Origin of the sequence: Pseudorhodoferax sp. LjRoot39 (assembly GCF_964253035.1) — a bacterium.
Taxonomy (GTDB): domain Bacteria; phylum Pseudomonadota; class Gammaproteobacteria; order Burkholderiales; family Burkholderiaceae_C; genus Pseudorhodoferax.
On sequence record NZ_CAXUQL020000001.1, the window covers coordinates 3281229 to 3308022 of the forward strand.

The following is a 26794-nucleotide window of genomic DNA, read 5'->3' on the forward strand; positions in this document are numbered from 1 at the left end:
CGGAGAACCCCATGCTGACCGAAGACGGCAAACACCTGTACGTGAGCTACGACGAGTATCACAACCTGATCGAGAAGCTCGCGATCAAGGTGCACCAGTCGGGCTGGGAGTTCGACAACATCCTGTGCTTGGCACGCGGTGGCATGCGGCCCGGCGACGTTCTGTCGCGCATCTTCGACAAGCCGCTGGCCATCATGTCCACGAGCTCGTACCGCGCCGATGCAGGCACGCGCCAGGGCTCGCTGGACATCGCGCGCTACATCACCACGCCCAAGGGCGAGATCGCCGGCAAGGTGCTGCTGGTCGATGACCTGGCCGACAGCGGCCACACGTTGAACGCCGTGATCAAGCTGCTCAAGACCAGCTACGCACCCATCACCGAGCTGCGCAGCGCTGTCCTGTGGACCAAGGGCGTCTCACTGTTCACGCCCGACTACTCCGTCGAATTCCTGCCCACCAACCCCTGGATCCATCAGCCGTTCGAAGGCTATGACACCATGGGCCCTGCGCAGCTGCTGGAGAAGTGGAAGGTCTGATCGCGCGCTGGAGGGCGGCGGCTAACATGGCCGCATGCCTTGCTCCACCACCGATCTGATCCACCACCCCTACGTCCCGCCGGTAGAGTTCGCCGCGCCGCAGCCCGGCGTGTTCAAGGCCTCCACCGTCATCTTTCCGAACGTGGCGGCCATGCGCAGCCGCGAGTGGCGGGACAAGTCCGCCTACACCTACGGCCTGCACGGCACGCCGACGACCTTCATCCTGGAGGAGCGCCTGGCCGCCATCGAGGGTGGCCTGCAGTGTCTGCTTGTGCCCAGCGGCCTGGCGGCCATCGCCAACGTGGCGCTGTCGCTGCTGCGCAGCGGCGACGAGGTGCTGATTCCGGACAATGCCTACGGGCCCAACAAGACGCTGGCGCGCGGCGAGTTGCAGGCCTGGGGCATCACGCACCGCTTCTACGATCCCATGGACCCGGGTGACCTGGCGGCCAAGATCGGGGAGCGCACCCGGCTGGTCTGGCTGGAGGCTGCCGGCTCGGTGACGCTGGAGTTTCCCGACCTTGTGGAGCAGGTGCGGATCTGCCGCGCGCGTGGTGTCACGGCTGCACTGGACAACACCTGGGGCGCCGGCCTGGCCTTCGATCCCTTCGACCTCGGCACGCTGGACGCGCCACTGGCCGTCGACATCTCGGTGCATGCGCTGACCAAGTACCCGAGTGGTGGCGGCGACGTGCTGATGGGCAGCATCGTCACGCGCGACGATGTGCTGCACCAGCGGCTCAAGATGACCCATATGCGGCTGGGACTGGGTGTTGGCGTCAACGATGCCGAAACGGTGCTCCGCTCGCTGCCGAGCATGGCCTTGCGTTACCGGGCGCACGATGCGTCGGCACGCGCGCTGGCCAACTGGTGCCATGGGCGGCCGGAATTCGTGCAGGTGCTGCATCCGGCACTCGCGGGTTCACCGGGCCATGCACACTGGGCCGCGCTGTGCGCGCGCGGCGAACCTGCCCGGCTTGGGCGCGCAGCCGGCTTGTTCAGCGTGATCATCGACCCGCGCTATACGCAGGTGCAGGTCGACGCCTTCTGCGATGCGCTGCGCCTGTTCAAGCTGGGGTACAGCTGGGGTGGCCCGATGAGCCTGGTCGTGCCGTACGAGCTGACGCAGATGCGTGCCCAGTGGACGGCCCATTTGGCCCAGGGCACATTGGTCCGTTTCTCCACGGGCTTGGAGGATGCCTGCGACCTGCAGGCCGATCTGGAGCAGGCGGCGGTCGCGGCATTCGCTGCCTGATCGTGTACATGTCAGGCGCAAAAAAACTCCGTATTCACGCGCCTCCCCGCTTGGGGTAGAGTGACACGATCCAACCCACCAGCGAGCACACATTGGCAACTCCCAATTACGGATACGAGAAGCGGCAAAAGGAATTGGCCAAGAAGCGCAAGAAGGAAGACAAGCTCAAGGCCAAGGCCGAACGCAAGCTGCATGGCCCAGGAGAGGATGGCGAGGCGCCGGCTGAAGAGTCCGCAGAGACCGAGGCCGGAGCCACGCCGCCTGCCCAGGACGCCTGACCGGGGCAAGCACCGCCGGTGCGGCACCGGCTTTCGGTTTTCAGCGCAGCTGCTTGCGCAACTCGGGCCAGACGTTGTCCAGCATGGCCGCCTGCGCCTCTTCACGCGGATGGATGCGGTCGGCCTGGAACAGTGCCGCCGCATTGGCCCCGTCGGCCACCCCCTTGAGCAGAAACGGCACCAGCCCGGCCTTGTGCTCGCGCGCCACATCTTCGAACAGCGTGCTGAACTGGCGCCCGTAGTCGGCGCCATAGTTGGGGGGCATCTGCATGCCCACGATCAGCACCTTGGCGCCGGCCTGCTGCGCTGCCTGGGTCATGGCCGCCAGGTTGTCGGCCGTGTTCTTGAGCGGCAGGCCGCGCAGTGCGTCGTTGCCACCCAATTCCAGCACCACGTGGGTGGGCTGGTAGGCCTTGAGCAGGGGCGCCAGGCGGGCGCGGCCACCCGAGGTGGTGTCCCCGCTGATGCTGGCGTTGCGCACCTCGGCCGCGATCTTCTGCCCGGCCAGCCGCTGCTCCAGCAATGCCACCCAGCCTGTGCCCCGCTTGAGGCCGTACTCGGCCGACAGGCTGTCGCCGACCACGAGGATGCGCGCGGCGCTGGCGGTGGCCGCCTTGGCGCTCTGCGCCCACGATGGCCCGGCCAGCAAGGGGATGTACAGGCCCGCGATAAAGTGTCGTCGTCTCAAACCAAGAAGCCTTTCAATGTCCCAATCCCCCGGTGCCGCGCTGGTGTCTGTCCAGCATGTGTTCAAGTCGGTGGCCGACTCGACGGGCACGCTCGACATTCTGCGCGATATCGATTTCGCCCTGGCTGCGCGGGAAACCGCGGCCATCGTCGGAGCCTCTGGTTCGGGCAAGAGCACCTTGCTGTCCATCATCGCGGGCCTGGACACGCCGACGCGTGGCACGGTCCGGATCGCCGGCCACGACCTGTTCGCACTCGACGAAGACCGGCGCGCGGCGCTGCGGGCCCAGCAAGTCGGTTTCGTGTTTCAGAGCTTCCAGTTGATGGGCAACCTGACCGCGCTGGAGAACGTCATGCTGCCGCTGGAACTGGCGGCACGGCGCGACGCGCGCCAGGCCGCCACCGAGATGCTCGCGCGGGTCGGGCTGTCGGAGCGGCTGTCGCACTACCCGAAGGTTCTGTCCGGCGGCGAGCAGCAGCGCGTGGCCCTGGCACGCGCCTTCGTCGTGCAGCCGGCCGTGTTTCTGGCCGACGAGCCGACCGGCAGCCTGGACTTCGCGACAGGCGAGAAGGTCATGGAGCTGATGTTCGAGCTCAACCGTGAACTCGGCACGACGCTGGTGCTCGTCACACACGACCGGGGGATCGCCGCGCGCTGTGAGCGACGCATCACGATCGAGGCCGGTCGCATCGCGGCCTGAAGGCACTCGGAGGGCGCGCCGATAATCGGCCCCTATGTCAGCCCCCAAAGTTTTGTTTGGCTTCCACGCGGTCAGCGTGCGCCTGAAGACCGCTCCGCAGTCCATCGTCGAGATCTACTACGAACCGACCCGGCGCGACGCGCGCATGCGCCAGTTCCTCGACCGCGCCCGCGAAGCCGGCGCGCGCCTGATTGAGGCCGATGGCTTGCGGCTTGCCAAACTGGCAGGCAGCCACGGCCACCAGGGCGTCGCCGCCCGCGTGCAACCGCTGCCGCAGCAACACTCGCTGGACGAGTTCCTCGACGGACTGGACGGACCGCCCCTGCTGCTGGTGCTGGACGGCGTGACCGATCCGCACAACCTGGGCGCTTGCCTGCGCGTGGCCGACGGCGCAGGCGCCCACGCCGTCATCGCACCCAAGGACCACGCCGCCGGCATCAACGCCACGGTCGCCAAGGTCGCCAGCGGAGCGGCGGAGACGGTTCCCTACTTCATGGTCACCAATCTGGCGCGCACCCTGGGTGAACTGAAGGAGCGCGGCATCTGGTGCATCGGCACCAGCGGGGACGCGGACAAGACGCTGTACCAGACGGACCTGGTCGGCCCGGTGGCCCTGGTGTTGGGGGCCGAAGGCGAGGGCATGCGGCAGCTGACGCGCAAGACCTGCGATGCGCTGGTCCGCATCCCGATGCAAGGCGGGGTGGAAAGCCTCAACGTCTCGGTGGCCAGCGGGGTTTGCTTGTACGAGGCGTTGCGCCAGCGCGGCATTTGACGCGTTGCCACCGCCAGTTGCCGTGAAATCGGCAACAAAGGATGGCTGAATTTGCTTGATTTTTAAGCGGAAGCAGGGCTTCCCGTTACAGTTCGCCGCATTTTCCGCTCACGTCGGCCTCGCGCGGCCGGCGCATCCGCCATGTACCCGCACTTGCCCGTCCTGCGCAGCTCCTCGCGCGCCCTGTGCCTGACCCTGTTGTTGGCTGCCACCTGCGCTGGTGCGGTCGACGGCAAGGCCGGGCGTTACTACGAAGACGCGCTCAACCGATATGAGCAACGCGATGTGCCCGGCGCCATCATCCAGCTCAAGAACGCGTTGCAGATCGACAAGAACATGCTGCCTGTGCAGCTGTTGCTGGGCAAGGCGCTGCTGGCCAATGGCGAGGTGGCCGCTGCGGAGGTCGCCTTTGCCGAAGCACTGCGGCTGGGGGTGGACCGGGCCGAAGTCGTCCTGCCGATGGCGCGCGCCTACCTGGCCCAGGGCAAGCACCGCCAGGTGCTCGAGCAGCCGGCCTTCGCCGTGGGCGGCCTGCCCGTGCGCACGCAGATCGAGCTGTGGGTGCTGCGTTCGTCCGCCATGTCCGATCTTGGCGATGCACGCGGTGCCCTGCATGCCGTCGAGCAGGCGCGCGCGCTGGATGCGCGGGCGCCGGATTCGTGGCTGGCCGAGGTGCCGGTGCGGATCCGCGGACGCCAGTTCGCCGAGGCCGCTGCGGCGGCCGACCGTGCGCTGGCCCTGGCGCCGCAACTGGCGGAGGCGCGCTACCAGCGCGGCTCGGTCTACCACGTCCTTGGCGACATGCGCGCTGCGATCGCGGCCTACGACCAGGTACTGGCCCTGGAGGCCGATCATCTGGAAGCACGCGTCGCGCGGGCCGGGCTGTACCTGGACATGCGGCGCCATGCCGACGCGGCCACCGACTTGGCGCACCTGCAGCGGCTGTTCGACAAGGAGCCGCGCGCCGCCTACCTGCGCGCGCTGCTGGCCGAGCGCGAAGGCAAGATGGCGCAGGCCAAAGAGCATCTGGCCCAGGTGACGGCGCTGCTGGATCCGGTTCCGGTGGAGTCCATCCAGTACCGCTCGCAGCTGCTGCTGCTCAACGGGCTGGCCCACCTGGGCCTGGGCGAGGCCGAAAAGGCCCAGGCTTACTTCGAGTCTCTGCAGCGGGTCCAGGGCGGGACGCCGGCCTCCAAGCTGCTGGCGCAACTGCAGATACAGCGTGGCGAGACCGAACGCGGCATCGGTACGCTGGAGGCCTATGTGCGGACTGCACCCGGGGACAAGCAGGCGCTGATGCAACTGGCGGGCGCCTACATGGCGCAAGGCAGGAACGCCCAAGCCATCACGCTGATGCAGGAGGCATTGCGCGGGGAGGACCGGCCCGACCTGCGCGCCGCCCTGGGCATGGGCCTGATCGGCAGCGGCCATACCGGCCAGGGCGTGAACGAACTGGAAGCCGCGCTGCGCAAGGACCCGGGCCAGGCCCAGGCCGGCACCGTACTGGTGGGCCTGTACCTGCGGGCCGGGCAGGGCGCCAAGGCGGCCAAGGTGGCCCAGGACCTGGTCAAGCGCGCCCCGGACAACGCGGTATTCCAGGATCTGCTGGGCATGGCGCAGGCACAGACCGGTGACACGCAAGCGGCCAAAGCCGCATTCGAGCGCGCCATGCAGCTGGATGCGGCCTTGACGGCCCCCAAGCTCCACATGGCGCGCCTGGAGATCGGCACGCGCCAGTACGACGCGGCCGCCAAGCGGCTGCAGGCACTGCTGGCCGGCGACGAGAAGAACATGGACGTCCTGCTCGAACTGGCCTTGCTGGCCGAGCGGCGCGGCCAGCTGCCGCAGATGGAGGAATGGCTGCGCAAGGCCGAAGACCATGCGGGCCCGTCGGAACTGCGTCCGGGCCAGGCGCTGGTGGACCTGTACCTGCGCCAGCGCAAGCCCGGCCCGGCGCTGGAGGCGGCGCGGCGTGTCTATGCCAAGGCACCGCCGGACGACCTGCCGACCCAGATCGCCTACGGGCGGGCCCAGGCAGCCAACGGCGAGCGCATGGGTGCCCGTGCGGCCTACACGGCGGCCTCGCGGCAGGCCGATGCCAATGCGCCGCTGCAGGTGCGCATCGCTTCGTTGCAACTGGCCGTCCAGCACGTCGAGGGCGCGGCCTACAGCCTGGACAAGGCCTTGACGGCGCGGCCAGACTTTCTACCGGCCCAGGCGTTGATGGTGGACGTGGACATCCTGCGCAAGGACCTGGCCGGGGCGGAGCGCCGCGCCCGGCGGATCGTCGAGCAGCATCCCAAGCTCGCCGTTGGCTACAGCCTGCAGGGCGATGCCGCCATGGCGCGCGGGCAGCAGGGCGCTGCCATCGAGTTGTACCGGCGCGCACACCAGACCGAACCCTCCACCGACACATTCCTGCGGCTGTCCGACGTGCTGTGGACTGTCGAGGGTGGCAAGCCCGCGGTGCAGTTCGCCGAGCAATGGTCGCGTCAACGGCCGGGGGATGCGCAAGCGCAGCGGGCGCTCGCCGATGCCTATGCCCGTGCTGGCCAGTTCGCCCATGCGCGGACCGCCTACGAGGCCTTGATCAAAGCCGCGCCGCAGGATGCGGAGCTGCTGAACAACCTGGCCAATGTGCTGCTGCGCCTGAAGGACCCCGGCGCGGTGGCCGTCGCCGAGCGCGCCCTGGCATTGTTGCCGACCGATGCCAGCGTGCTGGACACGCTCGGCTGGGCGCTGTTCCAGGCGGGTGGCGACAAGCAGCGTGAGCGCGCGCTGGGCCTGTTGCGCGATGCCCGCCTGCGTGCGCCGGCAAACCCCACCATCCGCTACCACCTCGCGGCGGTGCTGGCCCAATCGGGCCGCACGGCGGAAGCCCGTGCCGAAGCGCGGGGCGCGCTGGATGCGGGAGAGTCGTTCGAATACCGGACAGAAGTGCAACAGTTGCTCCAAACCCTGCGCTGATTTGTCGGATTTTTATGCATCCAAATGTTTCGTTCACAGTGTGTTATGGCCAACGCATTGATTTGTAAAGAAATTTTTTGTTGGCACGGATTTGGCTTACAAGTTCGCGAATATTGTTTCGAATTCGACCGGAGGACCTTTCAGATGAGCAAGAACAAGCTGCTGCCGCTGTTGACAGGGGTGGCATTGACGGTGATGGCTGGTGGCGCATGGGCCGATTGGTCGTTCAACAACAAGTACCAGTCCAGCAACGTGGCCACCGACCAGGGTGTCACGGCTACGGCCACGGCTTACTACATCGCCAACAGCAGCGGCAACGCCTTCGTGGCGAAGACCGACAAGGTGTCGGCCACGAACACCAAGCTCACCTTCAATGGCACCTCGGGCCTGGGCGTGTCGTCGAACGGCGAGAGCGGCAGCCCCAACCACGCCGTGGACAACACGGCGCGCACGGACATGGTCCTGTTCAGCTTCAGTGGCCTCGTCGAGCTGGACTATGTGTCGCTGGGCTGGACCAGCAACAGCAACGGCTCCAGCACCAGCAACAGCCGCGACGCCGACTTCAGCGTGCTGCGTTACAAGTACCTGGATCTGCCCACGACCAAAGACAACACGCCCTACACCATCGTCGGCAAGACCTGGGAAACGCTGATGACCGAGGGCTGGGAACTGGTCTCCGACGTCGATGGCAAGGACGCCAAGAAGTACGCTGTGAACGGCCAGGACAACACCCAGGTCGAGGACAAGGTCTCCAGCTGGTGGATCGTCAGTGCGTTCAACACCGGCTTCGGCGGCAACAGCGGCCTGTCCGGTGGCAACGACTTCTTCAAGCTGGCCAGCCTGTCCGGCACGGTGCATGAGCGTCCGACCACCGAAGTCCCGGAGCCCACCTCGCTGGCGTTGCTGGGCCTGGCTGCGCTGGGCCTGGCGGCCACGCGCCGGCGCATCCAGCGCAAGGCCTGAGCGGCGGGAGGCTCAGACAAGGAAAAAACGGCGCCCCGCGGGGCGCCGTTTTTCTTTTGGAAGCGGTATCTTCAGACCGTGCCGCTGGCGCGCAGGGCAGCGATGTCGCCGTCCTGCAGGCCCAGTTCGCGCAGGACCTCGTCCGTGTGCTGCCCCAGTGCCGGCGGTGCGTTGCGCAGCACCGGCGGATGCTCCGACAGCCGCAGGGGGCTGGCTACGCCGGCCACCGCCGCGATGCCGTCGCCCGCGTCGCGCGGCAGATCCAGGCGCAGGCCGCGCGCCACCACGTGGGGATCGGCAAAGGCCTGGCCGATGTCGTTGATCGGGCCGCAGGGCACGGCCTTGTCTTCCAGCAGCGCCACCCACTGCGCCGTGCTGCGCTGGCGCGTGAGCTCTTCCATGGCAGGTATCAGCGTCGTGCGGTGGTGCACGCGTGCCGTGTTGGTGGCAAAGCGCGCGTCGCGCGACCACTCTGGCCGGCCCGCCGCCTCGCACCAGCGCGCGAACTGGCCGTCGTTGCCGATGGCCAGCAGCATGGCGCCATCCGCCGTCGGAAAGTCCTGGTAGGGCGCCAGGCTCGGGTGTGAGTTGCCCTGGCGCTGCGGCACCTTGCCGGTGTTGAGGTAGCCGGCCGCCTGGTTGGCCAGGATGGCCATGCCCACGTCCAGCAGGGCCATGTCGACGTGCTGGCCACGGCCCGTCTGCTCGCGCGCGCGCAAGGCCGCCAGCACGGCGGTGGACGCGTAGACGCCCGTGAACAGGTCGGTCAACGCGACCCCGACGCGCACACCGCCGCCGCCGGGCTCGCCATCGGCGCGGCCGGTGATGCTCATCATGCCGCTGGACGCCTGGATCAGCAGGTCGTAGCCCGCACGCTCGGCGTAGGGGCCGGTCTGGCCAAAGCCCGTCACCGAACAGTAGACCAGCCGCGGGTTCAGCGCCGACAGGCTGGCGTAGTCCAGCCCGTACTTGGCTAGGCCGCCCACCTTGAAGTTCTCCACCAGCACATCGGCCTGCTCGGCCAGTTGCCGGATCAGGGCCTGGCCTTGCGGCTTGGACATGTCGATGGTGACGGAGCGCTTGTTGCGGTTGCAGGCGGCGAAGTAGCTGGCCTGGTCGGTGTCCTGGCCCTGCGCATCCTGCAGGAAGGGCGGCCCCCAGTGGCGCGTGTCGTCGCCGGCACCCGGCAGCTCGACCTTGACCACGTCGGCACCCAGGTCGGCCAGGATCTGAGTGCACCAGGGTCCGGCCAGCACGCGCGACAGGTCCAGCACCTTGACGCCGGCCAGCGCGCCGGCTGCAGGAGATGCCTCAGCCATGTTCAGTTGGCGAAGGCCGCGATGCCGGTCTGCGCGCGCCCCAGGATCAGCGCATGCACGTCGTGCGTGCCCTCGTAGGTGTTGACCACTTCCAGGTTCACCAGGTGGCGTGCCACGCCGAACTCATCGGAGATGCCGTTGCCGCCCAGCATGTCGCGCGCCAGGCGCGCGATGTCCAGTGCCTTGCCGCAGTTGTTGCGCTTGATCAGCGAGGTGATCTCCACCACGTTCTGGTGCTCGTCCTTGATGCGGCCCACGCGCAGCGCGGCCTGCAGGCCCAGCGCGATCTCGGTCTGCATGTCGGCCAGCTTCTTCTGCACCAGCTGGTTGGCGGCCAGCGGGCGGCCGAACTGCTTGCGGTCCAACGTGTACTGCAGCGCCGTGTGCCAGCAGAACTCGGCCGCTCCCATCGCGCCCCAGGCGATGCCGAAGCGCGCGCTGTTCAGGCAGGTGAACGGGCCCTTCAGGCCCTGGACTTCGGGGAAGGCGTTCTCTTCGGGCACGAACACATCGTCCATGACGATCTCACCCGTGATGGAAGCACGCAGACCCACCTTGCCGTGGATCGCGGGTGCGGTCAGGCCCTTCATGCCCTTTTCCAGCACGAAGCCGCGGATCGGGCCGAGTTGGCCGCCAGCGGACACTTCCTTGGCCCAGACCACGAACACGTCGGCGATCGGCGAGTTGGTGATCCACATCTTGCTGCCCTTGAGCTTGTAGCCGCCGTCCACCTTGTAGGCGCGCGTGGCCATGGAGCCGGGGTCCGAGCCGTGGTCGGGTTCGGTCAGGCCGAAGCAGCCGATGAACTCACCGCTGGCAAGCTTGGGCAGGTACTTCTGCTTCTGCGCTTCGGTGCCGAATTCGTTGATCGGCACCATCACCAGGGAGGACTGCACCGAGGCCATGGAGCGGAAGCCCGAGTCCACGCGTTCGACTTCGCGCGCCACCAGGCCGTAGCTCACGTAGTTCAGGCCGGCGCCGCCATACTGCGTGGGGATCGTGGGGCCAAGCAGGCCCAGTTCACCCATCTCGCGAAAGATCGAGGTGTCCACCGACTCGTTGCGGAACATGGACTGCACGCGCGGCATCAGCCGGTCCTGGCAGTAGGCACGTGCCGCGTCGCGGATCATGCGCTCGTCCTCGGTCAGTTGCTGGTCGAGCAGAAAGGGGTCTTGCCAGTCGAAGCGCGTGGTGGCCATGGGGTCTCCTCAAGGGGCTGATTGCAAAGGCGCCCATCCTAGCCGCGGCTGAGGGGGGGCGGCAAACGATGATTCTTGATCGAGATATGAGGTCGAAGAATATTTAGCTGCTTTCTCGGCGGTTTGGTGCGCTCTAAATGTGTATATTTCGAATACTTTGCGCCGCAAGCTCCCGTCTACCCAGGCCCTGGTCTGTTTCGAGGCGGCCGCCCGCCACGAAAGCTATACGCGCGCCGCACAGGAACTCGCGCTGACCCAGGGCGCCGTGTCGCGGCAGATCGCCGCGCTGGAGGCGTTCGTGGGCATCGTGCTGTTCCGCCGCACGCGCCATGGGGTGGCCCTGACCGACAGCGGACGCGACTACGCGCGCCAGGTGGCACGGCGGCTCGATGCGCTCGAGCTGGACACCGTGAACGCCATGGCGCGCCAGCACAGCGGCAACTCGCTGGCGCTGGCGGCCGTGGCCACGTTCGCCACGCGCTGGCTGATCCCGCGCCTGCCGGCCCTGGCCCAGCGGCACCCGCAGATCACCGTCAACATCGAGACGCGCACGCGGCCCTTCCTGTTCAGCGACGACGGCTTCGATGCGGCGTTGTACGCCGGCACCCCGGAGCAGGTGCAGAACTGGCCCGGCACCAGTGCCGTGCTGCTCATGAGCGAGGAGGTGCTGCCGGTCTGCAGCGCAGCCTTGCTGCAGGGCCGCAGCGCGCTCACGCCCGCGCAGGTCGCTGAACTGCCGCTGCTGCAGCAGAGCACCCGCCCGGACGCCTGGCGACTGTGGTTCGAGGCCATGGGCGTACAGGCTGCGCACTGGCAGAGCGGGCCACGCTACGAGCTGTTCTCGATGTCGGCCACGGCCGCTGCGCACGGGCTCGGTGTGGCGCTGGTGCCGCGCATGCTCGTCGCCCAGGATCTGGCGCGTGGCGACCTCGTGCTGGCCTGCGACCGTGCCCTGCGCGGCAGCCGCGGCTACTACCTGGTCAGCCCCGAGCGGCGCGATCCGCCCGCCGCGTTGGCGCTGTTCCGCGATTGGTTGATGGAGTGCGCGCAAGCCAACGCGGGCTGAGCCACGCAAGCTCGGGTTTTCCCAGGTGTCGAAGCCACTTACACAGATGGCCCCGCCTTGCAAGTGATCTGTTTCACGCTGTCCGCGCTCGTGTGCAACTTCTTGATTTTTCGTGATTTATTTGGTGGGAGAGTAACTGGCTCGCAGATTGCTATGTGGCATGCATGCTGGAAGTCATCGTTATTTTGTATGTAATTTTCCTGGCGGTCGGGCTTCGCAAGATCCCATGACGGCGCGCAGCACTCGCTCGCGCGCCTGCGCGGCCGGGTCGTAGAGCCGTTGCGCCAGGAAAGCAAGGGAGCAGGCTGGCGGCGACTACGGCCGTGAACGCCTGCATTTCGTCCATGCTGGTCTTCATGGCCTCAGTGGCCCGTGGTCGCAGAGAACAGGTTGATCACCAGCACGCCGGCGACGATCAGGCCCATGCCCGCCAGCGCGGGTGCATCCAGCCGCTGACCGAACAGCACGAAAGCCACCACCGCCGTGATTACGATGCCCACGCCGGACCAGATCGCGTAGGCCACTCCCACCGGCATGCTGCGCAGCACCAGCGACAGGCAGTAGAACGAGGCGGCATAGCCCAGCGCCGTCGCCAGCGCGGGCCCTGGCCGCGTGAAGCTGTCCGAGGCCTTGAGCATCGCCGTGGCGAACACCTCCAGCACGATGGCCGCGCCGAGGAACAGGTAGGTCGTCATGCCTTGGCCGCCTCGCTGCGCGCGAGCAGCGCATCCTGCAGGGCCTGGCGCTCCCTGGCCGACAGTTTGTAGATGCCCAGCAGGTCGGACAGCCACAGGCCGTCCGCCGCCAGCCGCACGATGAGGTCCTGCGTGCCTTCGGCGTTGTCGCGCCGGCAGCTGCCGACCCAGTCGCTCCACTGGCGCGCCAGCGGCCGCTCGACCACGCAGGCCGCGAGCACGGCGCGCCAGCGGCGCGTCACATGGCGCCGCGTGCCTGCGCGCACGGTGGCGCGCAGGTAGCTGGCGGCCCCCAGCGGGCTGCCGCCATGGCGCGCGGCATCGCGGCCCAGGTCGTCCAGGAATTCGGCCTGCGTGCTGTTCCACAGGGCCTGCAGCAAGGCCTCGCGCGTGCCGAAGTGGTGCTGCACTGCGCCCTTGGTCACGCCGGCTGCTTCGGCCACGCTGCCGATGGACAGCGGCGCGCCCTCGGTCAGGAGATCGGCGGCGGCCGCGAGGATGCGGGCGTGCACCTCGACCGGGGCGCGGGTGCGTTTGCGGAGATCGTCCATGGTGCTTTCGAAGAATACGAGTGTATTTTAATGAAGCGCTGATCGGCCGTGCGGCGCGCCTGCGATGACCTTCGTCATGCGTCTGCCCAGGGTCGGCTGGCTATGCTGGCCGCCAGGGTTTCCCTTGGGGGATACGGATGCGCACCGCAGGAAATCGATCGGGATGTTCGACACACCGCAGCCACCCGCTCGGCTGGCTGGTCCGCGTTGCCGCGCTGCTGGCCCTGCTGTCGGCCTGCGGCGGTCCGCCCAAGGTGCCGCCCACCACCGTGGCCGGCAGTGTGGTAGCGGTGGCCGGCGTCAACCCCAGCGTGAGCGGGCGACCCTCGCCGCTGCTGCTGCGCGTCTACGAGCTCAAGACGGCCACCGTGTTCGCCGCCGCCGACTTCGTCTCGCTGTACCAGCGCGACCAGGCCGAGCTGGGCGCCGACCTGGTCGGGCGCGAGGAGATCATGCTGGCGCCGGGCGAAAGCCGCCCCATCAACCGCACGCTGGCACCCGAGACCCGCTTCCTCGCCGTGTTCGCCGCCTACCGCGATGTCGAGCATGCGCGCTGGCGCGCCGTGCTGGCCGTGCGGCCCGGCCAGGCCCAGCGCGTCACGATCCGCGCGAGCGAACTGGCGGTGACGGCCGAGTTGGCGCCATGAGCGCGCAGCCCGACGAAGGGGGCGGCCTTGGCCCGGTTCCCGCGCCCGGCGCGCCGCTGCCGGCCGCCGACAAGGTGGTCTGGACCCAGGGCATGTTCCTGCTCCCGCACCACTTCCAGCAGGAGACGCGCTACCTCGAGACCCTGGTCGACCGCCGCGTGCGCCTGCTGGGCGTGCACGGCTGGGGTTTCAGCGAACTCGTGCTCGACGAGTCGCTGCTGCCCCAGGGCCAGTTGGGCCTGGTGCGCGCCCAGGGCGTGCTACCCGACGGCACGCCGTTCTGCATCCCGCAGGCCGACGCGGCGCCGCTGCCGCTCGCATTGCCCAGCGACGTGCAGAACGAACTCGTCTACCTGGCCGCACCGCTGGCGCGCGATGGTGTCGACGAGGTCGACTTCGACGCGGCCGACACCGGCGCAGCCGACCGCCCGCAGCACCGCTACCGCATCGCCGACCATGCGCTGCGCGACCGCACCAGCGCCGGCGACGATCCGGAGCCCGTGCAGACCGCCGCGCTGTGCCTGCGCCTGGTGCGTGCACGCGAACTCGGTGACGGCCAGGCGGCCCTCGGCGTGGCCCGCGTCGCCGAGCGGCGCAGCGACCGCCAGCTCGTGCTCGACCGCGCCTACACCGCCCCGCAAACACGCCTGGACGCCAGCGGCCAGCTCTCGGCCATGGCCACGCTGCTGCACGGTTTGATCCGCCAGCGCGCCGAGGCCCTGGCCGGCCGCATGGGCCAGCTCGGCCATGGCGTCTCCGAGCTCAGCGATTTCCTGATGCTGCAGACGCTGAACCGCGCCGACCCGCTGTTCCGCCAGCACGCCCGCGCACCCCATGCCCACCCGGAGCAACTGCACCGCGACTGCCTGCAGCTGGCCGGCGAACTGGCGACCTTCGCCACCACCAGCTCCGCCGCGCGCCAGCCGCGCGAGTACCCGCTCTACCAGCACGAGGACCTGCAGGCCAGCTTCGCGCCGCTGCTCGACGCGCTGCGCGGCATGCTGTCCACCGTGCTGCAGCGCCATGCCGAGCAGATCGCGCTGACCGACCGCACGCACGGCGTGCGCACCGCCGTGCTGGCCGATGCCGAGATGCTGCGCAGCGCCAGCCTGGTGCTGGCCGTCAACGCGCAGCTGCCGGCCGAGCAGCTGCGCCTGCGCTTTCCGGCGCAGTCCAAGCTCGGGCCGGTGGACCGCATCCGCGACCTCGTCAACCTGCAACTGCCCGGCGTCGCGCTGCGGCCGCTGCCGGTGGCGCCGCGGCAGCTGCCCTTCCATGCCGGCCACCACTACTTCGAACTCGACCGCGGCGGCGAACTCTGGAAGCAGCTCGAACGCAGCGGCAGCCTGGCGCTGCACGTGGCGGGCGACTTCCCCGGCCTGGAGCTCGAGCTCTGGGCCATCCGGACCTGACGGGCCGACACCATGGATCGCCCGATCGACGACCCCTTCGCCGCGCTCGACGAGCAGCACACCTTCGTCAAGCCGCGCCCGGGCGGCGGGCCTGCGCCGCGCCCGTCCGCCAACCCCATCCCGGCTGCGGCCGCCGAGAGCGAGACCGCCGCACCCGCGCCGGGCCTGAACCCACTCGTCACGCTGGCCAACCGCTTGCTGCTGCTGGTGCCCGCGCTGCGCGCCACGCAGCGCGTGGACGACCCGGCCGCGCTGCGCCAGGCGCTGGCCCAGGGCATCCGCGACTTCTGCGCCGATGCGGCCACCGCCGGCATCGCGCCGGAGCGCGTGATGGCCGCGCGCTACGTGCTGTGCACCATGCTCGACGAGGCCGCGGCCGACACGCCCTGGGGTGGCAACGGCGCCTGGGCGCAGTACAGCCTGCTGGCCATGTTCCACAACGAGACGCGTGGCGGCGAAAAGGTGTTCCAGCTCATGGCCCGGCTGGCCGAGCAGCCGGCCGCCAACCGCGACCTGCTGGAACTCGTCTACGCCGCGCTGGCGCTCGGCTTCGAGGGCCGTTACCGTGTCGTCGACAACGGCGCCGCGCAACTCGAGGCGGTGCGCGACCGGCTCGCGCAGATCGTTCGCAAGGAGCGGGGCGACCATGCCCAGGCGCTGGCTGCGCACTGGCAGGTGGAGCCGCTTGCGCAGCGCCGCTTCTCGGGCTGGCTGCCGCTGGGCGCCACGGCCGCCGCTGCCGCGCTGCTGCTGGCCCTCGTGTACTCGGGCCTGTCGCTGTCGCTGGCCGAGCGCTCCGACCGCGTGTTCGGCCAGATCCAGGCGCTGCGCCTGACGCCGCCCGTCACGGCGCCGCCGCCACCCGCGCCCGTGCCGCGCCTGGCGCAGTTGCTGCAGCCCGACGTGAAGGGCGGCCTGGTGGCCGTGCGCGACGAGGTCGACCGCAGCGTCGTCACCTTGCGTGGCGATGGCCTGTTCGCGCCGGCCAGCGCCACGCCGGCCGCCGGTCAGGAGGCGCTGCTCGGCCGCGTCGCCACGGCGCTCAAGCAGCTGCCCGGCACCGTGCTCGTCACGGGCCACAGCGACAGCAGCCCGATCCGCACGGCGCGCTTTCCGTCCAACTGGCACCTCTCGCAGGAGCGCGCCGAGGCCGTGCAGGCGCGCCTCGTGGCCGACGGCCTGCCGGCCGAGCGCGTGCGCGCCGAAGGCCGGGCCGACGCCGAGCCGCTGGTGCCCAACGACAGCGCCAGCAACCGCGCGCTGAACCGCCGCGTGGAGATCACGCTGATGGTGCTGGGCCGTGCACCGGTCGCCGCGACGGCCGCCGCGCCTGCCGCCTCGGGAGCCACGCGATGAAGAAGCTGCTGGGCTGGATCTTCAACCGCTGGCTGCTGCTGGCCTTGCTGCTCGTCGCGTTGTCGCTCGTGCTCTGGATCGCCGGGCCGCTGCTGGCCATCGGCGAGGTCCGGCCGCTGGAGACCGCGCGCGCGCGCGCCATCGCCATCGTGGTCTTGCTGGTGCTGGTGGCGCTGCGCATCGCCTGGGGCCGCTGGCGCGCCAGGCGCGGCAACGCCGCCGTGGTGCAGCAGCTGATCCAGCCAACCGCGGCGGGCCCCCAGGAGAGCGCCGACATGGCGGCCGTGCGCCAGCAGTTCGAGCGCGCGTTGCACGGCCTGGAGCAGGCGCGCTTCGGCCCGCGCGGCACGCTCAAGGGCTGGGCCGCGCGGCTGGGCGGACGGCACCTGTACGAGCTGCCCTGGTACCTCATCATCGGCGCGCCGGGCTCGGGCAAGACCACCGCGCTGCGCTACAGCGGGCTGCACTTCCCGCTGGCCGAGCTGCTGGGCAAGGAGGCGCTGCGCGGCGTCGGCGGCACGCGGCATTGCGACTGGTGGTTCACCGACCGCGCCGTGCTGATCGACACCGCCGGCCGCTTCACCACCCAAGACAGCGACCCCGACAACGACCAAGCCACCTGGAACGGCTTCCTGCAGATGCTGCGCCGCACGCGCACCCGCCAGCCCGTCAACGGCGTGCTGGTCACGGTCTCGGTCAGCGACCTGCTGGCGCGCCCCGCGGCCGAGCGCGCCCAGCATGCGCAGACCGTGCGTGCGCGGCTGCAGGAACTGCATGGCCAGCTCGGCATGGCCTTCCCGATCTACCTGATGGTCACCAAGGCCGACCTGCTGGCCGGCTTCATGGACTACTTCGCGGCGCTGGACAAGGAGCAGCGCAACACGCCCTGGGGCTTCAGCTTCGCGCGGGGCAACCAGGCGCCGCTGGCTGGCATGCCGGCCGAGTTCGATGCGCTGCAGCAGCGCCTGGTCGACGGCCTGGTCGCGCGGCTGCAGGCCGAGCGCGACCCGGGCCGGCGTGCGCGCATCTACGGCTTCCCGGTGCAGTTCGCAGCGCTGCGCGAGGTGCTGCAGGAGTTCGCCGAAGGCGTGTTCGCGCCCTCGGTGCTGGAAGCCAGGCCACTGCTGCGCGGCATCTACTTCGTCAGCGGCACGCAGGAGGGCGCGCCCATCGACCGCGCGTTGGGCGCCGTGGCGCGCCGCTTTCGGCTGGAGCAGGCGCTGGTGCCGCCGCAGCAGGCCAGCGGGCGCAGCTACTTCCTGCAGCGCCTGCTGGAGGAGGTGGTCTTCGCCGAGGCCGGCCTGGCGGGCCTGCGCGGCGGCGCCGAGCGTCGGCGCCGCTGGGCGCTGGCGGCCGGCTACGGTGCCGTGGGCCTGGCCACGGCCGGCCTGCTCGCGGCCTGGACCCTGAGCTGGCTGGACAACCGCCGCTACGTCGATGCTGTTGCCGCGCGCGCCGGCCCGGTGCAGCAGCTGCTGGCCGCCACGCCCGACCGCGCCACGCCCGACCTGCTGCCGCTGCTGCCCGCCCTGGAGGCCACGCACGCTTTGGCCCAGCCCGAGGCCGCGCCGGGCGGCTTCGGCCTGTCGCAGCAACGCAAGCTCGACAGCGCCGCCCAGGCCGCCTATGCACGCATGCTGACCGACGCGCTGCTGCCGCGCCTGGCCCTGCGCATCGAGGAGCAGTTGCGCCAGGGCGTGGGCGCGCCCGAGGTGCAGTACGAGGCGCTCAAGGTCTACGCCATGCTGCATGCGCCGCAGCACTTCTCGGCCGAGGCCTTGCGCCGCCATGTCGAGGCCGACTGGCAGGCCACGCGCCGCGAACTCACGCCCGCCCAGCGCGAGCAGCTGCAGCGCCACCTGGACGCGCTGCTGGCCCAGGGCGGCGTGGCCTCGCCGCTGCAGGCCGACAACGCGCTCGTCACCGCCACGCGCGCCCAGCTGGCCAGCCTGCCGCTGCCCCAGCGCGTCTACAACCGGCTGCGCAACCAGGGCCTGGGCCAGGAGTTCGCGCCGTTCACGGTGGCGCGCGCGGCCGGCCCCAATGCCGCGCTGGTGTTCACGCGGGCCAGCGGCGCGCCGCTGACACAGGGCGTGCCCGGGCTGTACACGCGCGATGGCTATCTGCGCGGCTTCCAGCGCGAGGTCGGCCAGGTGGCCGACCAACTGGCGGCCGAGCAACCCTGGGTGCTGGGCGTGGCCGACGAGCCGCGCGACGCCGCCGCCCGCGTGCGTGCCAACGCGCCGCTGGTGGACGACGTGCGCCGCCTGTACCTGAGCGACTACGCCGCCACCTGGGAGGCCTTCATCGCCGACATCAAGCTGCTGCCCATGGGCCAGCTCGCGCAGTCGGTCCAGATGTCGCGCCTGCTGTCGGCCTCCGACAGCCCGCTGGCGCCGCTGCTCAAGGCGATCTCGCGCGAGACCACGCTGGCCAGCGGCGGCGGCGCGGTCGAGACGGCCGAGCAGCGCGCCCAGGACATGGTGCGCCAGGGGCGCGAGAAGCTGGCCGGCGTGCTGGGTTCGGGCGGCGCGGCGCCGGTGGCGGGCGCGCCCTCGCTCGAAGAGCAGCTGGTCGACGCGCGCTTCGCCGGCCTGCGCCACTTCGTCACCGCGCCAGCCGGTGGCCGCGCGCCGCTGGACGACACGCTGGCCCTGGTGGCCGAGGTCAACCTCTTGCTCAACGCCGCACAAACGGCGCTGCAGGGCGGGGCGGCGCCACCGCCGTCGCCGCTGCCCAACCGCGTCAAGGCCGAGGCCGCGCGCATGCCGCAGCCGCTGCGCACCATGATGGAGACGCTGTCGCAGAGCAGCGCCAACATCGCCCAGGGCCTGCTGCGCCAGACGCTGGCGCAGGAGGTGCGCTCGCAGGTCAGCGAGTTCTGCCAGCAGGCCGTCGCCGGCCGCTACCCGCTGGTGCCGGGCTCCGCGCGCGACGTGACCCAGGCCGACTTCGCCGCGCTGTTCGGCCCTGGCGGCAAGATCGACCAGCTGTTCCAGCAGAAGCTGGCGCCCTATGTGGACACCAGCACGCGGCCCTGGCGCTTTCGCGCGGTGGAAGGCACGCCGCTGGGCGCCGACGGTGGCCAGTTGCCGCAGTTCCAGCGCGCCGCCGCGATCCGCGAGACCTTCTTCCCCGGTGCCGGTGCGCCCGCGCTGCGGCTGGACTTCAAGCCCATCGAGATGGACGCCTCGATCCAGCAGTTCATCCTCGATGTGGACGGCCAGATCGTGCGCTACGCCCATGGTCCGCAGATCCCGAGCTCGGTGCAGTGGCCCGGCCCGCGCGGCAGCTCCGAGGTGCGCGTGCAGCTGAGCCCGCCCAGCGCGAGCGGCGCCTCGGGCCTGGTGGATGGGGGCCCCTGGGCGCTGTTCCGGCTGTTCGACCGCGTGCAGATCGACCCCACCGGCGCGCCCGAGCGCTTTCGCGCCACCTTCGACATCGGCGGCCGCAAGGCCGTGTTCGAGGTCACCACGAGCAGCGTGCGCAACCCGTTCCGGCTGCGCGAGCTGCGCGAGTTCGGCTGTCCGGCGGGGCTGTGATGCGCGCCGCGCCGGGCCGCCCCAAGCAAGCGCGCTCCCGCTCGGCGGGACAGGCCGCAGGCCGAAGGGTGCCGTCATGAACCTGGAACCCGACACCATCACCATGCCGGCCGTGGCCGTGGCCGCGCCACCGGCCTGGTACGGCAAGCTCTCCATGCTGGGCGACTTCGCCCAGCGCCGGTTGCCGCAGGAGGTGGCCCAGGCCTGCGACCGCTGGCTGGCCGCCACCATGCACGCGCTGCCCCAGGTGTTGGGCGAGCGCTGGCCCTGGGCCTACCTGGAGGCGCCGCTGCTGCGCTTCGCCTGCGGGCCCGGCGTGCTGTCGGCGCAGTGGTGGTTCGGCGTGCTGATGCCCAGCTGCGACAAGGTGGGACGCTACTTTCCGCTCTGGGTGGGGCAGGGCACGGCGCAGCCGCCGCGCGATGCCATGGGCCTGGCCGGCCTCGTGGCCTGGTACGAGGCGCTGGCGCGTGCGGCCGTGCGCACGCTCGAAGACGGCGCCACCGTGGCGGGTTTCGAGGCCGAGCTGTCCGTCCTGCCGCCCTGGTCCGCAGCGATCGGCCAGCCCGCGGCCGCGTCGGTGTTGCCCGACGCCCTGGCCTCGCTGGCGGCCGATATGCTGGTGGCCCGGCTGCACGGTTGCACGCTGTGGTGGCCTGCGGTGCGCCAGGCCGCGCACCCGGTGCAGCTGCAGCTGGCCCAGGGCCTGCCCGGGGCCGAGGTGCTGGCACAGCTGCTGCTGGCGGAGCAGCCTGCAGGCCGCTGAGCGCCGGCCCTCATGTTGGGTGATACGGAATGTGAGTGGTGCAAGGCCCAGGGCTGCACGGAAAAACGAGAGAAAAGAAACGGGGCTTCGTCGAGCGAGCCGACTTGTCGAACCGCCCACTGCGGACCCGCACGGTGGTTAGGGTGGGGGCTGGGAGTTAGAAACTCCCGGCTACCCGATTCGGCATCATGCTTACGCCGCCGCCGCGTGCAACTTGACCCCAAGTGCCCGCGCGACCTTCAACACGGTGGCAAAACTGGGGTTTCCCTCCGCGCTAAGGGCTCGGTACAGACTCTCTCGGCTCAGTCCGGCATCCTTCGCAACCTGCGTCATGCCCCTTGCCCGTGCAATGTTGCCCAGGGCTCGTGCAATGCCGGCGGCGTCTTCAGGCGCTTCCTCCAACCAAGCATCGAGATATGCGGCCATCTCTTCAGGTGTCCGCAGATGTTCGGCCACGTCATAAGACGACGTCTTTGTCTTCTGCGAGCGCATGGAGACCTTGGGCATCACTACTCCTTGTAATTGCGCGCGAGCAAGATGGCTCTCGCGATGTCTTTCTGCTGTCGACTTGTCGCCTCCGATGAGCAGCAGGAGGAGGCGAGAGCCTCTTTGCGAGTAGTAGACCCTGTATCCGGGACCCACATCGATCTTCAATTCGGAAACGCCATCCGTGAGGTCGCGATGCTGGGCCGGGATTCCCATCGATCAGGCGATCAACACGGACAAGGATGCGCGCCCTGCCCGCACGGTCCTTGAAGGCATCGATCCAATCTCGGTACTCGTCCGTCTTCTCGACGCGCATAGCCAAGTGTAGCCCATGAGCTACGGAATCTCAACCCAGCGTACCTGCTGATGCTGAACGAATACGAAGGGACTTCCCCAATCCCAGCACGGTGTCCAGGCACCAAGATTGACTCGCGGAAGTTCAATCTGAAACAGGAAAGGGGAAGTCCATGGCAGAGATTACACGGGCGCCGGTGGCGCGGGTAGGGGTCGATCTGTCCAAGCGGGTCTACCAGGTTCACGCGGTCGATGCGATTGGGCGCGTGGTCGTAGCCCGCGCGTTGCCGCCGGACCGCTTCTTCTCTTGGTGCGCGGAGTTGCCGGCCGGTTGCATCGTGGCGATGGAGACCTGCGGTGGCGCACACCATGTGGCCCGCCGGTTGCGCGTGCTGGGCCTGGATGCGCGGCTGATCGCAGGCCACTTCGTCACGCCCTACCGCATGGCTGGCAAGAGCGGCAAGAACGACGCCAATGATGCCGCTGCCATCTGCGAGGCCGCAGCTCGCCCGCACATGCGCTTCGTGCCGGTCAAGACGGCCGAGCAGCAAGGCCAGCTTGCCGTGCACCGGCTGCGCGAAGGTTTCAAGGAAGAGCGCACAGCGTTGATCAACCGCATCCGCGGCCTGTTGACCGAGTTCGGGCTGGTCTTCGCGCAAGGTCCGGACGCGCTGCGCCTGGTGCTGGCCAGCGTGATCGAGGACGCCAGCAACGAGTTGCCCGGCGTGGCACGGTTGGCGCTGCAACGCGCGCATCTGCACTGGATCGACGTCGACCTGCAGATTGCCTGGTGCGACGAGCGCATTGCCGCCCACGTGCGCGCCGATGCGCGGGCGGCCAAGGCAGCCACTCTGCTGGGCATCGGTCCGACCACGGCGTCGGCGCTGGTTGCCAGCGTGGGCAACTTTGGCCAGTTTGCCAACGCGCGGCAGTTCGGCGCCTGGCTCGGCTTGGTGCCCAGCCAGAACTCCACCGGCGGCAAAGCCAGGCTCGGGGGCATCACCAAACGCGGCGACGACTACTTGCGCACGCTGCTGATCCAGGGCGCCAAGTCGGCCGTGATGAGCGCGGCCAAACGCAGCGACCGCATCAGCCAGTGGCTGGTGCAACTGAAAGAGCGCGTGGGCTGGCAAAAGGCCGTGGTGGCGCTGGCCAACAAGAACGCGCGCATTCTGTGGGCGGTGCTCACGCGCGACGGTGCATTCGACCCCGACCATGTGCCCCAAATACCGGCGGCGCGGCAGAAGCCGCAACTGGCATGAACTGATTCTCTGAGTTGGACGTGCGATAGCAGATAACCACCACAGGTCAGACCGGCAGCAGGTGAGCTCGATAACTCGTCCGTGCTTCAAGCACGACGAATGAATGGAGTCCTGCTGAGCGGTTCGTATCTGGGGCCTCGGACCAACTGGCCGACAAAAGCCCGCCTGTAGATGTGCAGTCTGTCCTTTTGCGGTGGCTTCTGAGTTCATCGTGCGTCCGCGATCAATGAATGCGAATACCGTTTATCAGGAAGAAAACCTATGAGCCGCTGTTGACGAAAGGGGAAGTCCCTGTAGTCCGAGTTAACCGGAGCAGTGGGGTATGGCGGCGTTTGGGCCACAATGAAATGAAGGCCCAAACAACGGCATGCCTCACTGCTTTCGGTTGAACGAATACGAAGGGACTTCCCCAATCCCAGCACGGTGTCCAGGCACCAAGATTGACTCGCGGAAGTTCAATCTGAAACAGGAAAGGGGAAGTCCATGGCAGAGATTACACGGGCGCCGGTGGCGCGGGTAGGGGTCGATCTGTCCAAGCGGGTCTACCAGGTTCACGCGGTCGATGCGATTGGGCGCGTGGTCGTAGCCCGCGCGTTGCCGCCGGACCGCTTCTTCTCTTGGTGCGCGGAGTTGCCGGCCGGTTGCATCGTGGCGATGGAGACCTGCGGTGGCGCACACCATGTGGCCCGCCGGTTGCGCGTGCTGGGCCTGGATGCGCGGCTGATCGCAGGCCACTTCGTCACGCCCTACCGCATGGCTGGCAAGAGCGGCAAGAACGACGCCAATGATGCCGCTGCCATCTGCGAGGCCGCAGCTCGCCCGCACATGCGCTTCGTGCCGGTCAAGACGGCCGAGCAGCAAGGCCAGCTTGCCGTGCACCGGCTGCGCGAAGGTTTCAAGGAAGAGCGCACAGCGTTGATCAACCGCATCCGCGGCCTGTTGACCGAGTTCGGGCTGGTCTTCGCGCAAGGTCCGGACGCGCTGCGCCTGGTGCTGGCCAGCGTGATCGAGGACGCCAGCAACGAGTTGCCCGGCGTGGCACGGTTGGCGCTGCAACGCGCGCATCTGCACTGGATCGACGTCGACCTGCAGATTGCCTGGTGCGACGAGCGCATTGCCGCCCACGTGCGCGCCGATGCGCGGGCGGCCAAGGCAGCCACTCTGCTGGGCATCGGTCCGACCACGGCGTCGGCGCTGGTTGCCAGCGTGGGCAACTTTGGCCAGTTTGCCAACGCGCGGCAGTTCGGCGCCTGGCTCGGCTTGGTGCCCAGCCAGAACTCCACCGGCGGCAAAGCCAGGCTCGGGGGCATCACCAAACGCGGCGACGACTACTTGCGCACGCTGCTGATCCAGGGCGCCAAGTCGGCCGTGATGAGCGCGGCCAAACGCAGCGACCGCATCAGCCAGTGGCTGGTGCAACTGAAAGAGCGCGTGGGCTGGCAAAAGGCCGTGGTGGCGCTGGCCAACAAGAACGCGCGCATTCTGTGGGCGGTGCTCACGCGCGACGGTGCATTCGACCCCGACCATGTGCCCCAAATACCGGCGGCGCGGCAGAAGCCGCAACTGGCATGAACTGATTCTCTGAGTTGGACGTGCGATAGCAGATAACCACCACAGGTCAGACCGGCAGCAGGTGAGCTCGATAACTCGTCCGTGCTTCAAGCACGACGAATGAATGGAGTCCTGCTGAGCGGTTCGTATCTGGGGCCTCGGACCAACTGGCCGACAAAAGCCCGCCTGTAGATGTGCAGTCTGTCCTTTTGCGGTGGCTTCTGAGTTCATCGTGCGTCCGCGATCAATGAATGCGAATACCGTTTATCAGGAAGAAAACCTATGAGCCGCTGTTGACGAAAGGGGAAGTCCCTGTAGAATGGTTAGGCCGCTCGGTCGCAAATCATTCACTTTCCGAAACCGGCGGAAGAAACTCTCTCCACTTTGTCCATGTGTTCTCGTCAACTTGCGAGATAGACACCATATCGGCATATATAACAAACGTGTAGAAGGCTGCAAGTATTGCGTAGAAATATCGACTGCCGCTCCCTCCTAGACTTGCCCATAAGTGGAATCTTGAAATAAGGGAAACAATGGCCAATGCGCCGATCACAATAAACCACCAGTCATCCAAGTATGTCAGCGGTATAGCAAAGATTGCCGCAAATAAAGTTCTAGCGAGCACCAAAAATACTTTGTCGCCCAGCCATTCCGAAAATGTATCTGTTTTCATCGCACCAAAGAGTACGGGTGTGATTACGACAGATAGAGCAAAGACCAAACAAATATTGAAAATGGGCGATTCAGGGGCATGGATGAAAACAATGGGTAGGGTTCCAAGGAGAACAGATATGACCATTCCAAGAATCCCTGCTGGTTCCATGGGTGTGCGGGGATCAACGAGCGCGACTCGTAACAGGAGAAATAGTGCAAGCGGCAGCGTCGCGAAAAAGAGATGCATGCTAAAGACGGCCTAACGAATGAAAGGGACTTCCCCGTCCCGAACTAGCCGCATTGCGGCGAATGGCAACGCAGTGCCACGATGGGAAGTGCGATCTCTCATCAACTCATTCGGAAGGGGAAGTCCATGGCTATTCTGACCGTCGGTATTGATCTCGCCAAGAACGTATTCGCGGTGCATGGCATCAACGAGGCGGGCAAGCCAAAGCTTGTTCGCCCGGCCGTGGCGCGCGAGAAGCTGCACGGGTTGATCGCCGCACTGCCGCCGTGCGTGATCGGCGTGGAGGCGTGCTCGGGCGCGCACCATTGGGCACGGCTGTTTTCCGCCAGCGGCCACACCGTGCGCCTGATCGCGCCGAAGTTCGTCACGCCCTATCGCATGAGCGGGCGACGCGGCAAGAAACGATGCGGCCGATGCCGCTGCGATCTGCGAGGCGGTGCAGCGCCCACACATGCGCTTTGTGCCGGTCAAGAACCTGGCGCAGCAGTCCCAGTTGATGCTGCACCGTGCGCGCCAGGGATTCGTGGAGCAGCGCACGGCCACCCTCAACCGCATCCGCGGCCTGCTGTCGGAGTTCGGCATCGTGCTGCCGCTCAAGGCGGCCACCGTGCGCCGGCGTGCCTGCGAGTGCCTGGAGGACCTGCCCGGTTGGGCCAACACAGTGATTGGCGATCTGCTCAGCGAAGTCAGCCACCTGGACGAGCGCGTCACGCAGTACGACCAGCACATTCGGCAGGAGGCACGCGCCGACACCCGCGCCAAACGACTCATGCAGCTCGGTGGTGTGGGAGAAACGACCGCCACCTGTCTGCTGGCCATGATCGGCAACGGCCACGAGTTCGACTGCGGACGCCAGTTCGACGCCTGGCTTGGCCTGGTGCCTGGACAGTACAGCTCGGGCGGCAAGGCGCGGCTCGGACGCATCACCAAGGCCGGTGATCCCTACCTGCGCAGCTTGCTGGTGATGGGTGCCAGGGCCGTATTGGCGGCAGCGAAGAACAAGACCGATTCGATCAGCCGCTGGGCGCTGGCGGTGCAAGAGCGCCGCGGCTACTGGAAAGCCGTGGTGGCCATCGCGGCCAAGAACGCGCGCATGGCCTGGGCGGTGCTCAGGCGAGGAGAAGACTTCGCGTTGCCGGCATGAGCACGCCGACACCAAGCGCCAACCACAGAGAGTTTTGAAACCGACCGCCGCGTGACGGCAAGCGTTGATGTCGACAGGTTTGGACCTGCGCGGGAAGTGACCGATCAATTCGATGGCAGCATCTGCGTCGCCGACTAACGAATGGGTCTCCCGCGTGCGTCCTTCATCAGGGTCCGCAGCCATTGAACGGCTGCATCGATGACCGGTTGTAGTCTGGCCAGTCCGCACCTTGTTGACCTCAGTGTTTCTGCTGCGTCCGGCAGTCAGTGATCAGGAGAAAACCTATATCCCGCTGCGCGGGCCGAGACGATTTTTGCTTGACGAATGGGGATGCCCTTGTAGAAGAATTGAGCATCTTCCAACGGCAGTCCAAGAATTGCGGTCGGAAGCCAGTCGTCATTCAGAGCACCCCCATACGCCTCGAATACGAAGAGTAGATGGGTC

At 68.2% G+C, this 26794-nt stretch carries 22 protein-coding genes and 1 pseudogene; 16 read left to right on the forward strand and 7 right to left on the reverse strand.

Annotated elements, in window-relative coordinates; all coding sequences use genetic code 11:
• Positions 1-11: 11 nt before the first annotated feature.
• The 3 genes from ACSQ4M_RS15340 to ACSQ4M_RS15350 all read left to right on the forward strand — a co-directional run bounded on the left by ACSQ4M_RS15340 (position 12) and on the right by ACSQ4M_RS15350 (position 2069).
• On the forward strand, positions 12-536 hold the full coding sequence (locus ACSQ4M_RS15340; RefSeq protein ID WP_436190311.1) for a phosphoribosyltransferase: 525 nt from the start codon (positions 12-14) through the stop codon (positions 534-536).
• Positions 537-570: 34 nt separating this feature from the next.
• Positions 571-1791, forward strand: coding sequence for a PLP-dependent transferase (locus ACSQ4M_RS15345; RefSeq protein ID WP_436190312.1), 1221 nt, complete (start codon positions 571-573; stop codon positions 1789-1791).
• Between the two features lie 92 nt (positions 1792-1883).
• Positions 1884-2069, forward strand: a complete 186-nt coding sequence (locus ACSQ4M_RS15350) for a hypothetical protein (RefSeq protein ID WP_436190313.1) — start codon at positions 1884-1886, stop codon at positions 2067-2069.
• Between the two features lie 40 nt (positions 2070-2109).
• Here ACSQ4M_RS15350 and ACSQ4M_RS15355 read toward each other — a convergent pair whose 3' ends face one another.
• Positions 2110-2757 carry an arylesterase gene (locus ACSQ4M_RS15355; RefSeq protein WP_436190314.1) on the reverse strand — a complete coding sequence of 216 codons (648 nt, stop codon included), beginning with the start codon at positions 2755-2757 and terminating at the stop codon, positions 2110-2112.
• 16 nt (positions 2758-2773) lie between these two features.
• Between ACSQ4M_RS15355 and ACSQ4M_RS15360 the strand changes: the two genes are divergently transcribed.
• From ACSQ4M_RS15360 to xdp1, 4 genes are all read left to right on the forward strand, one after another.
• A complete protein-coding gene (locus tag ACSQ4M_RS15360) occupies positions 2774-3457 on the forward strand; it encodes an ABC transporter ATP-binding protein (RefSeq protein WP_436190315.1) in 684 nt (227 codons plus the stop codon).
• Positions 3458-3491: 34 nt separating this feature from the next.
• Entirely contained in the window at positions 3492-4229 is a 738-nt protein-coding gene (rlmB, locus tag ACSQ4M_RS15365) for a 23S rRNA (guanosine(2251)-2'-O)-methyltransferase RlmB (RefSeq protein ID WP_056667161.1), read from the forward strand.
• A 141-nt stretch (positions 4230-4370) separates the two neighbouring features.
• Positions 4371-7196: an XrtA/PEP-CTERM system TPR-repeat protein PrsT gene (gene prsT / locus ACSQ4M_RS15370; RefSeq protein WP_436190316.1), complete on the forward strand. Its 2826-nt coding sequence runs from the start codon at positions 4371-4373 to the stop codon at positions 7194-7196.
• A 144-nt stretch (positions 7197-7340) separates the two neighbouring features.
• Positions 7341-8159 carry an exosortase-dependent surface protein XDP1 gene (xdp1, locus tag ACSQ4M_RS15375; protein ID WP_436190317.1) on the forward strand — a complete coding sequence of 273 codons (819 nt, stop codon included), beginning with the start codon at positions 7341-7343 and terminating at the stop codon, positions 8157-8159.
• 71 nt (positions 8160-8230) lie between these two features.
• Here xdp1 and ACSQ4M_RS15380 read toward each other — a convergent pair whose 3' ends face one another.
• A complete protein-coding gene (locus ACSQ4M_RS15380) occupies positions 8231-9478 on the reverse strand; it encodes a CaiB/BaiF CoA transferase family protein (RefSeq protein WP_436190318.1) in 1248 nt (415 codons plus the stop codon).
• Positions 9479-9480: 2 nt separating this feature from the next.
• Positions 9481-10677: an acyl-CoA dehydrogenase gene (locus ACSQ4M_RS15385; RefSeq protein ID WP_436190319.1), complete on the reverse strand. Its 1197-nt coding sequence runs from the start codon at positions 10675-10677 to the stop codon at positions 9481-9483.
• Between the two features lie 157 nt (positions 10678-10834).
• Here ACSQ4M_RS15385 and ACSQ4M_RS15390 point away from each other — a divergent pair, with 157 nt between their 5' ends.
• The gene (locus ACSQ4M_RS15390; protein WP_436190320.1) at positions 10835-11743 is read left to right on the forward strand and encodes a LysR substrate-binding domain-containing protein; all 909 of its coding nucleotides are present in this window, start codon (positions 10835-10837) and stop codon (positions 11741-11743) included.
• Positions 11744-12105: 362 nt separating this feature from the next.
• Here the strand turns inward: ACSQ4M_RS15390 and ACSQ4M_RS15395 are convergent, their stop codons facing one another.
• Positions 12106-12438: a DMT family transporter gene (locus ACSQ4M_RS15395; RefSeq protein ID WP_436190321.1), complete on the reverse strand. Its 333-nt coding sequence runs from the start codon at positions 12436-12438 to the stop codon at positions 12106-12108.
• Positions 12435-12989, reverse strand: a complete 555-nt coding sequence (locus tag ACSQ4M_RS15400; protein WP_436190322.1) for a TetR/AcrR family transcriptional regulator — start codon at positions 12987-12989, stop codon at positions 12435-12437. The genes ACSQ4M_RS15395 and ACSQ4M_RS15400 overlap by 4 nt, the downstream gene beginning before the upstream one ends.
• A gap of 137 nt (positions 12990-13126) precedes the next feature.
• Here ACSQ4M_RS15400 and tssJ point away from each other — a divergent pair, with 137 nt between their 5' ends.
• From tssJ to tagF, 5 genes are all read left to right on the forward strand, one after another.
• Positions 13127-13636, forward strand: coding sequence for a type VI secretion system lipoprotein TssJ (gene tssJ / locus ACSQ4M_RS15405; RefSeq protein WP_436190323.1), 510 nt, complete (start codon positions 13127-13129; stop codon positions 13634-13636).
• On the forward strand, positions 13633-15048 hold the full coding sequence (gene tssK / locus ACSQ4M_RS15410) for a type VI secretion system baseplate subunit TssK (protein WP_436190324.1): 1416 nt from the start codon (positions 13633-13635) through the stop codon (positions 15046-15048). The genes tssJ and tssK overlap by 4 nt, the downstream gene beginning before the upstream one ends.
• A gap of 12 nt (positions 15049-15060) precedes the next feature.
• Complete coding sequence (locus ACSQ4M_RS15415; RefSeq protein ID WP_436190325.1) at positions 15061-16404, forward strand: DotU family type VI secretion system protein; 1344 nt, start codon at positions 15061-15063, stop codon at positions 16402-16404.
• On the forward strand, positions 16401-19946 hold the full coding sequence (gene tssM / locus ACSQ4M_RS15420) for a type VI secretion system membrane subunit TssM (protein ID WP_436190326.1): 3546 nt from the start codon (positions 16401-16403) through the stop codon (positions 19944-19946). The genes ACSQ4M_RS15415 and tssM overlap by 4 nt, the downstream gene beginning before the upstream one ends.
• A gap of 76 nt (positions 19947-20022) precedes the next feature.
• Positions 20023-20712 carry a type VI secretion system-associated protein TagF gene (gene tagF, locus ACSQ4M_RS15425; RefSeq protein ID WP_436190327.1) on the forward strand — a complete coding sequence of 230 codons (690 nt, stop codon included), beginning with the start codon at positions 20023-20025 and terminating at the stop codon, positions 20710-20712.
• Between the two features lie 192 nt (positions 20713-20904).
• Here tagF and ACSQ4M_RS15430 read toward each other — a convergent pair whose 3' ends face one another.
• Positions 20905-21219 carry an addiction module antidote protein gene (locus ACSQ4M_RS15430; RefSeq protein WP_436190328.1) on the reverse strand — a complete coding sequence of 105 codons (315 nt, stop codon included), beginning with the start codon at positions 21217-21219 and terminating at the stop codon, positions 20905-20907.
• Positions 21220-21665: 446 nt separating this feature from the next.
• Here ACSQ4M_RS15430 and ACSQ4M_RS15435 point away from each other — a divergent pair, with 446 nt between their 5' ends.
• Positions 21666-22754 carry an IS110 family transposase gene (locus ACSQ4M_RS15435; RefSeq protein WP_436187902.1) on the forward strand — a complete coding sequence of 363 codons (1089 nt, stop codon included), beginning with the start codon at positions 21666-21668 and terminating at the stop codon, positions 22752-22754.
• A gap of 483 nt (positions 22755-23237) precedes the next feature.
• Positions 23238-24326, forward strand: coding sequence for an IS110 family transposase (locus ACSQ4M_RS15440; RefSeq protein WP_436187902.1), 1089 nt, complete (start codon positions 23238-23240; stop codon positions 24324-24326).
• 322 nt (positions 24327-24648) lie between these two features.
• Here ACSQ4M_RS15440 and ACSQ4M_RS15445 read toward each other — a convergent pair whose 3' ends face one another.
• Positions 24649-25206 carry a hypothetical protein gene (locus ACSQ4M_RS15445; RefSeq protein WP_436190329.1) on the reverse strand — a complete coding sequence of 186 codons (558 nt, stop codon included), beginning with the start codon at positions 25204-25206 and terminating at the stop codon, positions 24649-24651.
• Between the two features lie 126 nt (positions 25207-25332).
• Here ACSQ4M_RS15445 and ACSQ4M_RS15450 point away from each other — a divergent pair.
• Positions 25333-26350: pseudogene (locus tag ACSQ4M_RS15450) on the forward strand (IS110 family transposase).
• Positions 26351-26794: the final 444 nt, after the last annotated feature.